This is a genomic window from Peteryoungia desertarenae, from assembly GCF_005860795.2.
GTDB classification, from domain to species: Bacteria; Pseudomonadota; Alphaproteobacteria; order Rhizobiales; family Rhizobiaceae; genus Allorhizobium; species Allorhizobium desertarenae.
In genome coordinates, this window is the sequence record NZ_CP058351.1 from 493,599 (window position 1) to 505,515 (window position 11,917).

General features: G+C 59.2%; 10 protein-coding genes and 2 pseudogenes. 2 read left to right on the forward strand and 10 right to left on the reverse strand.

The window, feature by feature from the left end; all coding sequences use genetic code 11:
• Positions 1–100 precede the first annotated feature (100 nt).
• The 4 genes and pseudogenes from FE840_RS19660 to FE840_RS21015 all read right to left on the reverse strand — a co-directional run.
• The gene (locus tag FE840_RS19660; RefSeq protein ID WP_138289206.1) at positions 101–1,177 is read right to left on the reverse strand and encodes a nucleotidyltransferase family protein; all 1,077 of its coding nucleotides are present in this window, start codon (positions 1,175–1,177) and stop codon (positions 101–103) included.
• Between the two features lie 245 nt (positions 1,178–1,422).
• A pseudogene (locus FE840_RS21145) lies at positions 1,423–2,569 on the reverse strand (HipA domain-containing protein).
• A gap of 41 nt (positions 2,570–2,610) precedes the next feature.
• Positions 2,611–2,838, reverse strand: coding sequence for a helix-turn-helix domain-containing protein (locus FE840_RS19670; protein WP_138289169.1), 228 nt, complete (start codon positions 2,836–2,838; stop codon positions 2,611–2,613).
• A gap of 149 nt (positions 2,839–2,987) precedes the next feature.
• A pseudogene (locus FE840_RS21015) lies at positions 2,988–3,548 on the reverse strand (HNH endonuclease); the annotation flags it as partial.
• A gap of 85 nt (positions 3,549–3,633) precedes the next feature.
• On the opposite strand from FE840_RS21015, the gene FE840_RS19685 reads away from it, so the two are divergent.
• Positions 3,634–4,314 (forward strand): cation efflux transmembrane domain-containing protein, encoded by a 681-nt coding sequence (locus FE840_RS19685; RefSeq protein WP_425502225.1) that lies wholly within the window; start codon positions 3,634–3,636, stop codon positions 4,312–4,314.
• A gap of 249 nt (positions 4,315–4,563) precedes the next feature.
• Positions 4,564–5,166, forward strand: a complete 603-nt coding sequence (locus tag FE840_RS21225) for an efflux RND transporter permease subunit (RefSeq protein ID WP_425502226.1) — start codon at positions 4,564–4,566, stop codon at positions 5,164–5,166.
• Positions 5,167–5,214: 48 nt separating this feature from the next.
• Here the strand turns inward: FE840_RS21225 and FE840_RS19695 are convergent, their stop codons facing one another.
• The 6 genes from FE840_RS19695 to FE840_RS19720 are packed head-to-tail and all read right to left on the reverse strand — an operon-like array spanning position 5,215 to position 11,911.
• Complete coding sequence (locus tag FE840_RS19695) at positions 5,215–5,592, reverse strand: hypothetical protein (RefSeq protein ID WP_138289166.1); 378 nt, start codon at positions 5,590–5,592, stop codon at positions 5,215–5,217.
• Positions 5,593–5,598: 6 nt separating this feature from the next.
• Positions 5,599–8,121 (reverse strand): cytochrome c oxidase subunit I, encoded by a 2,523-nt coding sequence (gene ctaD, locus FE840_RS19700; RefSeq protein WP_138289165.1) that lies wholly within the window; start codon positions 8,119–8,121, stop codon positions 5,599–5,601.
• On the reverse strand, positions 8,121–9,191 hold the full coding sequence (locus tag FE840_RS19705; protein WP_138289164.1) for a sodium:calcium antiporter: 1,071 nt from the start codon (positions 9,189–9,191) through the stop codon (positions 8,121–8,123). The genes ctaD and FE840_RS19705 overlap by 1 nt, the downstream gene beginning before the upstream one ends.
• Before the next feature lie 4 nt (positions 9,192–9,195).
• Positions 9,196–10,203 carry a cytochrome c oxidase subunit II gene (locus FE840_RS19710; protein WP_425502227.1) on the reverse strand — a complete coding sequence of 336 codons (1,008 nt, stop codon included), beginning with the start codon at positions 10,201–10,203 and terminating at the stop codon, positions 9,196–9,198.
• On the reverse strand, positions 10,200–11,333 hold the full coding sequence (locus FE840_RS19715; RefSeq protein ID WP_138289204.1) for a c-type cytochrome: 1,134 nt from the start codon (positions 11,331–11,333) through the stop codon (positions 10,200–10,202). Before FE840_RS19715 ends, FE840_RS19710 begins: the two co-directional genes overlap by 4 nt.
• Entirely contained in the window at positions 11,333–11,911 is a 579-nt protein-coding gene (locus tag FE840_RS19720; RefSeq protein WP_138289163.1) for a cytochrome c oxidase assembly protein, read from the reverse strand. Before FE840_RS19720 ends, FE840_RS19715 begins: the two co-directional genes overlap by 1 nt.
• Positions 11,912–11,917: the final 6 nt, after the last annotated feature.

The following is an 11,917-nucleotide window of genomic DNA, read 5'->3' on the forward strand; positions in this document are numbered from 1 at the left end:
AGACATCCCAGCTCGTGAGCGAAATCGAACTCTCGACACCATGTTTGTCTTCGCCACTTCGTATCAGAGCAACTCTCTGGCTTTCGAAGCGGACGACAGCCTATTCTCCAAACGGAAGTTCAATTTCTTCGCGGTTCTTCTTTGCTCCCTCGATAAGGGCCGTCTTTAACCGCTCGGCGTCTTGTGCCGGCAGCATTCCCGCCCCGGTTAGTATACCTTCCTGCCATGCAGGTCCGCGCTCCCAAGCTTCATTGTAGACTAGCGCCAGGTCAGCGGATCGCCTCGTCTGCTGCAGGGCTTCAAAGAGCAGCGCAGCTTGACGTATGTCCTTGTCTCGCTTCGCCGGCCCCTGCCCGTCAGTGTGTCGGCGGCTGGCGACGATGAGCTTGTGGACCGCATACCGGGACGGATCCGGGACGACGACTGGGACACCGCTTCGGTGGAGCAGAATCGTTCTGACTGGATCCCTGATGAGGAAGTCGAGAAAGCGCAGCGGATCCGCGCTGGCACCGTCGAGGGCGGGCATCTTCGCCGGCTGGTCGATATCGTCGTCCGAACCACGGTTCGGCGTCAGGAATTCAACCCGATAGCCGTCGGCATTCTGGAACGCCGACGAGGCCTCGGATCCTGATAGATGGGGAACTGGCCGGAAGCTGGCGTCAAAGCCCTTTAGCAGTTCAATGATCGGAGGCAGGCTGTCTTCAACCTCATGGCTGATGGCATAGTCTTGGGCGATGTGCGCATCGCCGGTCAGGATCGCAGCCATGGGAAGGCGGACGCCCAGCAGTCCTGAATAGCACTGGAAGGCCACCGTGCCGATGAGAATACCCCGGAGTCGAAAGAGACCGCCGCCGGCGAGAGCCTCGACGATGTCACCCGACATGGCGTCAGGGGCGATCATTCCGCCCTCGCGGGTCAGGGTATTTACCAAGCGCCTGCGAGCGCGTAAATCGTCCTTGTCCCGCTTATGATCAGCGACGCGCTGCGATATATCCGGATCATTGGCAGGACCGACGTAACGACGTTTCGTACCACCGTGTCCATCGGGGATGTCGAAGTACCAGTATTTGCGACCCTTTATGTTTGCGGGGGTGAACCGACCATCCGGAGGGAAATCGGCCATCCAAGCGGCGTCGAGCGAGCGTTGACCTAGCTCGGCAAGCATCGTCTGGTACATGAGGTCAATAGACTTCTTAAGCTCTATTCCATGGTTATACTGTTTTTTAAAAACAGTATAACCAGCGGCAGGATAGCGGGCAGGGTGGGATGGTAGCTCGATCGCCTTGATGGAATATGAGCCACCGGCCCATTTGCCGAAGGACAAGTCGTCGGATATCCGCGACCTCTCAACTGCTTAAGACACCTGCTCCACGGCTCTCTGCAATGAGCCAGCCCGGCTTGAGATGACCTTGCGAATTGCGTTCAAGATGGGTGCCTAATCCCCTCGCCGGCCAGTTCTGCAACAAGGGCATCGGCCTCGCTCACAATCCCTTCCGCCATTTGGGCAAGATCGCGAACAAGGATGCGCTGAGAAGATTCGGTTCCGGGCACGAGTGTCGCCCAATGCTTCAGCTGGATCGTGTCGGGCAGATCGCGGCCACCAATCTTCATGGCGAGCCTCTTCGAGAAGCGGGGATACACGGCCGTGCAAACGACGTCGTAGATCGGCGCCAGATCCGGTCCATCGGAGCCATAAAGCAGGGCGTAGTTCTTGCCATAGGCATCGGCGTTGCCGACGAGACATGGAAGATCAGCATGCGGATGAATTGCAACCGATCCACGACGGGCCTCGCGCAGGCCTGGTCGATCAGTCCGAGAGCCTGTCCTGTCCCCGGTCCGCCATCGGCCTCATACTTCAGCTCCGGCGGGACGCTCAGGGCCTGGCAAAAGTCTTCCTGGTGCAGGCGCTCAATGATGCCGTCTGCAGCTTTCGTCCGATCATGACGCTCAACCAGGAGAAAGGCAGTCGCTCCGTCTAGGCGTATCTCGACATCGGGTACCGGCAGCTTGAGGCGGGCAGCCAGCCGCATACAGAAATGCTCGTTCTCCACCGTGCCTTCCAACGCCTGGATGACTGGTTTCAGGCTATGGGTCGTTGGGCAACCATCTCTCGCCAAGGCAATGGAATCTCCATCGACAATGACCGCCAGTTTATCCTGCGCGCCGGCGAGCGATAGGCGAATGCCCTCGTCTCCACCAAGCAAGGGCCGGATCCGCAACCTGCTGAGAATTTCATCCAGACGGTCCGAAGTGAGAATTTCGGCTTGGGACTGGCCGGTAGGTTCGGGCGCCGTGCCGGTGGGGTAGAGTGACAAGGCACCTGCGCATTCGCCCCCAATGATTTCGAGAAGCCCGAAAGCGTCGCCTGCCGAAAGGCCGAGCGCCCCCGCAAGGCGTTGCCGCGCGCCCTCATCTGGCAAGAGCCCGGAGAAAAGGGGCGAACCACCTGATCACCGAATGGCTCTTCTCGCACAGGCATCGAGAACGAAATCGCCCGCGACGTCTGGTCAAGAAGATCGGCGCCATCATAGGCAAAGGTCAGTAGGCCGTCGTCAAGCCGGGCGAGCACGCCGGCCCTGGTGGCGCGAAAATAGACGTCCAAGACGCGGATTATGTTCGCGGACCCTGGCGTCGCCCGACCGAAACAGCGAGGCCCAAACCAGTCAGGACTTGCATCGCACGGCCAATCTGGCAGCTCTCTTTGCCGGCCTCGAGTTCACGCAGAAACCGTACGCCCACACCAATCACCCCGGCGAGTTGCTCCTGGGTCAAGCCTTGCTGTTTGCGCTCCTGACGGATCAGCATGCCGAGGCTTTTTGCATCTTTGATCGTTTCCATTACCACCCTTACCGGGATGATTATATCTCCAGGCGGCATGAAGGAAAGTCAAAACGAACCGATCGGGATGATTTTCGGATCACTGGCCGCCAACTGACCGAAATAGACCTGATCGGGATGAAGCTACAATGCCAGACTTACCCTGGCGCTCACTGCTTGAAGCAGTTCTCACGGTGCCATCTCAGGAACTGGGGATGTGGCCGCTCGAAGACCCTGCCAGGCACGATCGCCTTCCCGGTCTTGTTAAGGAGTCCTTGAATGCTGTCAGGATCATTCGCCTGACGCGGCATCAGGATATCAAGATCGTCCCAAAGGCCAATCAGACCGCGGTCAAACAAGCAGTGTGCGGTACCCGAAAGGGTAATTCCGTTGGAAAGAATGTCAGGTCCACGCGCTTCCACCGGACGAATGTGAATGGCATCAACCTACGCTCGACCGCCGCCATTGATGAGTTGCAATCCCGTGATGGCGCATCGTTTGCTACAAGCCTGAAGAACGAGACGGCGAAACAGCCGATTTCGAACGATCCGCGCCGAAAGTCGCATAACCCGGTCGCGCTCCTGCTCGAATATGAACGGCGCTTAAGCTTCACCTGCAAATCCGACGACCGCAGGCGTCACCACTGGGTCATCCGGCCGACGCAGTTCAGGCTCATGCTCGTCCATGCCAATCGACAGGATGCGGTTGAAATCTGCTGCGGACATCGGTCGGATCGAAGTGGAGGCTGCGCTCGCCAATGATACGAGGCTGATTCTAATGGGCTTCTACCTTATCTGCTAAGGCGGCATGCGCTTCTTGAACCCGACAGAAGTCGACGGCTGGACGGTTGTGATACTGGCTCGTCTCGCCCTGGCGGTAAATACCATCACAGTAGCTCTGACATCCTTTATGCGGAAGGGTCGCGTGAATATTCGCGCGCTCTTCTTGCACAACCTGTCCGACGCGCTCGCCTCTGTGGCTGTGAAGATCGGCGGTGCTTTGCTCCTTCTCTACGAAATGCGCTGGGTAGAGCCTGCGATCACGATAAGCAATGCATTCCAAATCCTTGACCTCGCCTTTTCCGAGACTGGCGACCCGATCCTCATTCTGATGCTGGGGAGTCCGCCAGAGCTCGATGGCGGTGAAGTGGTCGAAACAGTGCGGGGCGGAGTTGGGGTCAAGGACGTGCACCATGTGCATCTGTGGCAGATGCTGGAACCCCAAGCCGCCTTGGATGGCCACGTTGTTCTCGCAGGGGACCGCTGGAGCCGGATCGACGACGTGAAAGCCGAAATCAAGGTTAGCCTCAAAGCCCGCTTCCGGTTTTGCCACTCCGCACTGGGGTTCGAACTGGTGGGATTCTCGGATTGCGGGCCGAACCTCCACGGCCATCAAGAGACCTCAGCGACAAAGAAGCTGGACGTCTTATCACGTGGAAAGTCGTGCTCCCAAAGATTGGGTCTTGGATGGCCTGGAACAGCTATCCGTAGCCAATAAAACATCCTTACTCAGCTATGACCGGCATGGCATACGGTTTCGACAGCGCTCCCGGCGGAATGAAGCCGCCATGACTGCCAGATCCGGTACTCTATCTGATCGACGAGTTCGCAGCCCCATCTCGCACCCGTCAACTGTGCCATTAGGCTCATGACAGGCTATTGAGTGCAGCTCTGGTAGATCCTGCAAGGCATGCATCTGTGCGGTTCGGGCATCGAGCCACCAGTCGTCATTGGCTTGCTGAGGCGAATGGGTATCGTACGAAGAACGCGAGATAGTCGTCAAATTTGCATCGGAAGCGGTAATGGTGGTGCTGGCCATGCATCCGCCATGATTGGCATTTGCCACAAGCGCACAAGGCCAACCACGATGACGACGATTGTCATCTGCGCACCCATGGCCCCACTTGCTCTCGCGCACGACATAGGTAGAGAATTTTGCGCGCTGACGGTGATTGCCGTCATCGGCGGCCTTCTGCTTTTTACTCTTCTCTTCCTTTTGTCTTTGCCTCCCTCTTCGTCGTTCTGGAAAAGCTGGAAGACAGTGTCAGGAGCGGTATCGCGCCGGTCCTCGATCGGGAAAGCGGAAGATGATTTCCGCGGGACCAGTAGGCGCAATTGTAGAATCTTTCGGGATGGGTCGGTGTCTTACCACTGGCTTTATAGTCCACGGAAGGGCCCAGCAGCACTCCGCATCGCGACCCCGATCAGCGAAGCTCCCGATCGTGGCAGATGCCTGACATCACATCTCTGCGCCGGGACGTTCACCGGGACGTTCAATGGATACCCGACGGCGTCCACAGTTCGGCCATGCAAGGTTCGACGTCTGGCCAGGACGCTGTTCTTCAACTAGGTGAACGCCGCCGCTTGATGCCGGCGCTGAAACAAACTTAAAACGATGCTAAATGCAGGCATCCAGAGCCAGGGCTGCAGCGCCCCCTCCAGTGACGCCAAAAATCGACAGGGCAACCAACGATCGCATTGCCCTGGTCGCAAACCACTGGTTCTCGGCATCGTCGACGTCGAAATTCAGAAGCCGCGCAATCGCGCTGGGCCTCCATAAAGCGTAGACGAGAACAACTTCAGCGACGACGGTCACGGCAAGCACGAGCAAGGAAACGTAGCCCTCCGGAAGCAACAGAAAGCCGTTGGACCGCCACGCACATATCGTAGCCTGCCCGCTATAGACCATCAGGAAGTGTGCGGCCCAGAGGATAGGCCCTGTCAGCATGAACAGCAGGGCTCCCGCGATGGGTGTTTCTTTGCTCGGATCCTTCATGACACCCTACCCGATCAATCGCGGAAAACCGTGAATCAGGATCAGTCCTGTCAGCGATTGCGCAACCGCATAAAAATAGAGGAGCTTAAAATTGTCGAACGTCACGCGGCGCTCGCCGTCCAGGCGTCCAGTGATATGCCGCGCCATAGTGAACAATCCCATGATGAAGAGGACGAAGACAAGTTGTGCAAAGAGAACAGCTCCCAGGTAGACCATTGCCCCATAAGCGTTGTCGCCCGCGCCCAGACCACTGGCGAAATGTCCGAAGATCTCAACGAGCAGGGCGCCGGCAAGGCAGACGAGCGATAGGAAAATCAAGGAAGGAACGAGTGCCGCTGAGCCACTCATTGTCCCGAGCCCGCGGTCGAGGATACGGACGATCACGGCGCCGGCAGTTAAGAGAAGGGCGGAGATCAGCGGCCACGGCGAGCCGGGCAGCGGGGGCGAACCTATGGGCGCCCACACCTCTGGCGACACGAGCCAAAGGAACAGATAGGCAAACACATAAGCCAGATAGAGAGAGGCCGCAACGAACATCAACACGACCATCGCCCACCAGGAGTGGGAACTGGGGCCGGTCATATAGGTCGGAAGCTTGATACCCCCACCGATGTCGATCTCGCCCTTAGAGGGGCCCGGATCCAGTCCCCAGGTCCAGACGACGCAGAAGACGATCGCTAGTCCACCGCAGATCATTGCGATGGTCACCAGCTTGACGGTCAGCAGCAGGAAGAACGCGGCGGTAAAGATCGCTGCGAGAAAAGGCGACCAACCCGGTCCCGGCATCTGGATCACATATTGCGGTCTAGCATTGATCGGCGACGTGACGATCGTTTCCCGACCGCCCGTGGGAGCGTTGGGCAGGAAGTGATGCCCGTTCCTCACCTCATCGGGCAGGCTTGGCCGGTCCCAGAGCGGTTCCCGGCTCTCAACAAGCGGGATGCTGCGCGTCGAATAGACATCATTGGGAAGCCATTCGAGGGTGCCGGCACCCCACGGGTTTTCCGGCCCGCCTTCCCCTACGCGAAAATTCCTGACAACATCGACAACGAATATCAGCACGCCTATTGCCAGAATGTAGGAACCCAGCGTGGAGATCATATTGAGCGTATCCCAGCCGATATCGCCGGGATAGGTCCAGACCCGTCGAGGCATGCCTCGCAAGCCCGTGAGATGCATCGGCAGGAAGGTGACGTTAAAGCCAATGAACATCAGCCAGAAGACCCATCGTCCCAGCCGCTCGGAGAGCATGCGTTCGCTGACCATTGGCGTCCAGTAATAGAACGTGGCGAACAGCGGAAAGACCATGCCGCCAATCAAGACGTAGTGGAAATGCGCCACGACGAAATAGGTGTCATGAACCTGATAATCGAACGGAACCATGGCGACCATGACCCCGGTCAGTCCCCCCAGCGTGAATATGAACAAGAACCCGAGGATGAACAGCGATGGGGTTGTGATCCGGAAGCGGCGCCTGCCTGACGCGATGGTGGCGATCCATGAAAAGACCTGGATACCGGAGGGAATGGCAACGGTCATGCTGGCCGCAGAAAAGAAGGCGAGGCTGAGGGACGGTATGCCCGTCGTGAACATGTGATGGACCCAGAGCCCAAAGCTGAAGAAGCCAGTTCCGATCAGCGCGACGACGATCAGCCGGTAGCCGACGAGAGGCGTCTGGGCCATGGTCGGTATCATCATCGATACCAGCCCCGCCGCCGGCAGGAAGATGATGTAGACTTCGGGATGGCCGAAGAACCAGAAAAGATGCTGCCAGAGGATGGGATCGCCCCCCAGCGCTGCAGTGAAGAAGGGCCACCCGAACGCGCGCTCGATTTCGAGCATCATCGTCGCGAGAATGACGGCCGGAAAGGCGAACATGATCATGCTGGCAAATATCAGCATTGACCAGGCGAAGATCGGCATCTTGGTCAGCGACATGCCGGGCGGGCGGGTTCTGAGCACCCCGACGACAATTTCGATCGCGCCTGCAATCGCGGATATCTCGATAAAGCCGATCCCCAATAGCCAGAAATCGGCATTGTCGCCCGGCGAATACTCCTTCAGCGTCAGCGGCGGATACATGAACCACCCACCTTTCGGTGCGAGGTCGTAGAAAATGGTCGAGAAGAAGACCAGGCCGCCGACGACATAGGCCCAGATGGCGAAGGCACTCAAACGCGGAAACGGCAGATCCCGCGCAGCCAGCATCTGTGGCAGCAGCATCACGCCTAGCGCCTCGACGGCAGGTACGGCGAACAGGAACATCATCGTTGTGCCGTGGACCGTGAACATCTGGTTGTAGAGGTCCTGACTTATGAAGTTGTTCTCGCCCACAGCCAGCTGGGTTCGCATCAACAGCGCAAGCACCCCTGCGAGCAGGAAAAACAGAAATGCGACCCCGATATAGAGAAGGCCTACCACCGTGTTGTTTACGGCAGTTACCAGCCGGAACCCGGTCGGGGTCGCCCAGATCCGCTTCAGCTCTTCGACTTCGCCCTCGGGGCGCGGTTCCGGATTGGGCAGCTGCATCAGTTCCCCCCACCGCTGTCACGAAGAAAATAGAGAACAACGAGGCCTGCGAGATAGGTGGCGAGGACCGCCAGTGAATCATAGCCCATTCTGAGCGCCGTCTTGTCTCGCCGCTCGGCCAGTCCCACCAGAAAGATTGCCGTTGCCGTGATCGCGATCAGGGCGGCGAAGCCTTCGAACCGTCCGACACTGTTCATGACGGCGTCGGCGCCACCCGTGAGATCGATCAGGAAGAGGAAGGAGAGGTCGAAGATATTCGTGCCGAAGATGTCGGACATCGCCATGGTATAGAGTCCTGCCCGCATGGCGGTGAACACCGTGCTGACCTCGGGCAGTGAGGTCGCAATCGCCAGGAATACCGCGCCGACGAAACTCTGACCCAGCCCGCTAGCCTCAGCAATAGCATCGGCACTGCGAGACAGCACGTAGCCTGCGATCACGATGACGGCGCCGGCAGCGATGGCCCGCCAGACAGCCCAGCTCAGACCATGCCCCGCGTCATCGTCAGAACTCTCCTCGACATGTTCATCTTCGAAGGCTTGCGAACTGCCGTCGTCGTTCGCAATCCAGGGCTGGTCTTCCTTTACCCGGGACAGGACGAACATGCTGATCCCCGTGATGGTCACCAGCAGCCACATCCATATGCCGACAAACATCACTGGTTTGTCGCCGACGACGACCGAAGCCGCAACAATGGAAAGCAGCAGCACCTTGAACCCGCCTTGCAGGAAGACGACCGGGTTGGGTATCACGGATGTGAGCGCCCGATCATGGATCAATGCATCCGCGACGGCAAGGATTGCGACCTGCATCGCGATGCCGCCCAGGATGCCGTTGACGGCAAGTGATGCATCGCCACTGAATGACGAGGTCACTGCGACGACCAGTTCGGGCAAAGAGGTGACGCCGCCGAGCAGCAGCAGGCCCACCAGAGCCTGACCCATGCCGGTCTTCTCGCTGATGATGTTGGCGTAGCCCGTGATCCTGGCGCCCGCCAGCCAGGCGAAAATGGCGGCGACGGCGAAGATTGCGATGTTTGTCCAGAGGCCGAGGCCGGCGAAATCGAGCATGCCGTCACCTCAAGTGTTCGAGATACGAGGAGAGCCGAGTAAGCTCCACCTCCGAGAAGATGTCGTAAGGCGGCATCAGATTTTCCGGCTTCACGTGCTGGCCGTCTCTGAGCCATGTCTCGAAGGCCTGCTGATCGTTTCCAAGCGCGCCCGCCGCCAGCGAATGACGGCTTCCGACATGCGTCAGATCGGGGCCGATTCGCCCCTTAGCCTCGGTTCCACGGACCGTATGGCAGCCGCCGCAACCCGAGGCGAGAAACAGGGCTTGGCCCTCCACATTCGCTTCCTCCGCCGCCGCGGCGGCTCCGGAAGCGGCATGTTCGAGCCAGGCATCGAATTCAACCTGTGGCAGGCCGATGACATAGAACGACATCAGGGCGTGAGGTCCTCCGCAATATTCGGCGCATGGCCCGCGGCTCATACCCGGTTCGGAGACCTCGAGCATCATTCTGTTGATCCGCCCGGGTATCATGTCCAGCTTGCCAGCCAGTCGCGGCACCCAGAAGCTGTGAATGACATCTGCGGAGGTCAGGGCGATTTCGACGGGTTGCCCGATCGGTAGGCGGATTTCGTTGGCGCTTTCAATTCGGCGACCATCGGGATGGACATAGGTCACCCGCCACCACCATCGCTGCCCCACGACCTCGATCCGCAGCCGGTCGTCGGAGGCGGCGGTGAAAGGGCGATCGGCAACGCTCATCAGCACGAAGCCATAGACGAGCAAGGCGCTCAGCGAGACGACGGGAAAAATGATGCCGCCACCGATCACCGTTTTGTCGCTGGCAATCCAGGAGCGCCATGAAAGCTTCCCGAACAATGCAAAGCCGGTGATGACACAGACAACAAGGAAAACGAGCGAACAGAAGCCAATCAACAGCCAGGAAAGCACGCTGATGCGGGCAGCATCGGGACTGGCGGGATCGAGAGCGGACTGTATGCCTCCACAGGAGGGCAGTCCCATCATCAGGAGACAGGCGAGAAATGCGCCGAAGATCCTGCGCCACGGCGTCATGGGCCGGCCCTCGCGACTGCTCCATCAGGAGCGCCATCCCCAGGCAGCGACTGGTAGTAAGACGTCACGTCCGAAATCTGATCCGCACTCAGTCTTGACGCAACATGGGACATGATGCGTCCATAGGTCGTGCCGGTGCGCCCTCCGCGCTGCCAAAGCTCAAGTTGCCCGACGAGATAGTCGGCATGCTGCCCCGCCAGTCGCGGAAATTGCGGCGAGCGTCCGGCTGCGTGACAGCTGTCGCAAGCAGGAACGCCCCTTTTGGGATCGCCGCGCTGGGCAATGATGCGCCCCCGTTCGAGTTGCTCCGCATCCGAAGGAGGTGCGGTCACAGACCGGCTCTTTTCCACCCGCGCATAGCGAGCGACGAGCGCTCGCATCGTTTCCTCGTCGAGCAAGGCGGCGACGGGTTCCATGACGCCGCTCGGACGGTCTTGGCCGGCATATTCGCGCAGGCTGCGCAGCAGGTATTCAGGCGACTGCCCGGAAAGCCGCGGGATGCGGTCGCCATTTGTATCCAGCCGCCCACTGTCATGGCAACGCCCGCATTCGGTAAAACGGTCGAAGCTAGCAAAGCCTTCTGTCCTCACGTCGTCGGAGATGCGGCGAACGCCCGCGAGATCGAGATATTGCTGATCGGACGGGCGCTGAAGCGTCTGCAGAAAGGCGGTCACCGCCCAGACCTCGTCGTCCCGCGTCTGGTCGGGCCAGGCTGGCATACCTGTGTATTTCAGACCATGCTTGACGATCCAGTATATCGTTTCCGGCTTTCGTTCCTCCAGGGCACTGGTTAGCTTCGGCGGTGACGGCAACATGCCTTCGACGATTGGATTGATCGCGTTGCCGGGACGATTGTGACAGGGAACGCATCCTGCCTCATAATGAGCGGCGCCGAGCCGCACCATGCCATCATCATCAAGCAACGGTGCCTCTATACCCATGGCCTGGGTGGCGATGGACTGTTCCCGAACCCTTTCGAGCATCCAGGTCGTCACCTGCAGATGGTCCCGGGAAGCGGCGACATTGTAGAGGCCCGACCAGACAAGAATTACGGCGAAACATGCCACCGCCGCGAGAGCGGCCAACAGGATCTTGGCCACCCGCGGCCATCTGATCTCGCCATGCTGCATCATTCAATCCTGGCAGTCGGCAGGACTGAATCCTCCCTGCTCCCTTTGCAGTCGATCTCGGTCAGCCATCGGTTGGCGAGCAGAATGCCGCCAACCACATAGGTGACGGGACAGGTGGCAAGCATGAGCAAGCCTGCAAGCTGCTGATCGGCAAGCGTCGTCCCGACCATCACCTCCCCACCGTGAACATGCCCAAGAAGCCCGAGATAAAGCATGCTCGGCGAAAAGACGAACAGAACCCCGAGCAGGCAAAACAGCTTGCTCGTCACGAGCAGCGCAACAATCGGCTTCCAGCGCTGATTGCAGGCAAGGACCGAGTCCCAGAAACAAAAAGCTGCAGCAAAGAGGCTCGCCTGCATCAGAAGGTGTGTCGCACCGGAGTGCATCGCTTCATTCAGCAATGGCGGCGCATGCCATGCCCACAAGAGCAGGAGCTGCAGGGCGGTGGCTGTGACGAGGGCTCCGGATACGGCTGGACGGGCCTGGATTCGGAGATGCCGAAGCGCGATCACGGTGATTGGCGCAATGCCGTTCATCAAAGCGGTGTGTGTCGCCATGTGCAGTGCCAGAGGTCCCATTGGCAT

Excerpts from the sequence above, each read along its gene's own strand:
- FE840_RS19660 (WP_138289206.1), bottom strand. The coding sequence starts at position 1,177 with ATGTACCAGACGATGCTTGCCGAGCTAGGTCAACGCTCGCTCGACGCC.
- FE840_RS19670 (WP_138289169.1), bottom strand. The coding sequence starts at position 2,838 with ATGGAAACGATCAAAGATGCAAAAAGCCTCGGCATGCTGATCCGTCAG.
- FE840_RS21225 (WP_425502226.1), top strand. The coding sequence starts at position 4,564 with ATGGGTATCGTACGAAGAACGCGAGATAGTCGTCAAATTTGCATCGGA.
- FE840_RS19695 (WP_138289166.1), bottom strand. The coding sequence starts at position 5,592 with ATGAAGGATCCGAGCAAAGAAACACCCATCGCGGGAGCCCTGCTGTTC.
- ctaD (WP_138289165.1), bottom strand. The coding sequence starts at position 8,121 with ATGCAGCTGCCCAATCCGGAACCGCGCCCCGAGGGCGAAGTCGAAGAG.
- FE840_RS19705 (WP_138289164.1), bottom strand. The coding sequence starts at position 9,191 with ATGCTCGATTTCGCCGGCCTCGGCCTCTGGACAAACATCGCAATCTTC.
- FE840_RS19710 (WP_425502227.1), bottom strand. The coding sequence starts at position 10,203 with ATGACGCCGTGGCGCAGGATCTTCGGCGCATTTCTCGCCTGTCTCCTG.
- FE840_RS19715 (WP_138289204.1), bottom strand. The coding sequence starts at position 11,333 with ATGCAGCATGGCGAGATCAGATGGCCGCGGGTGGCCAAGATCCTGTTG.
- FE840_RS19720 (WP_138289163.1), bottom strand. The coding sequence starts at position 11,911 with ATGGGACCTCTGGCACTGCACATGGCGACACACACCGCTTTGATGAAC.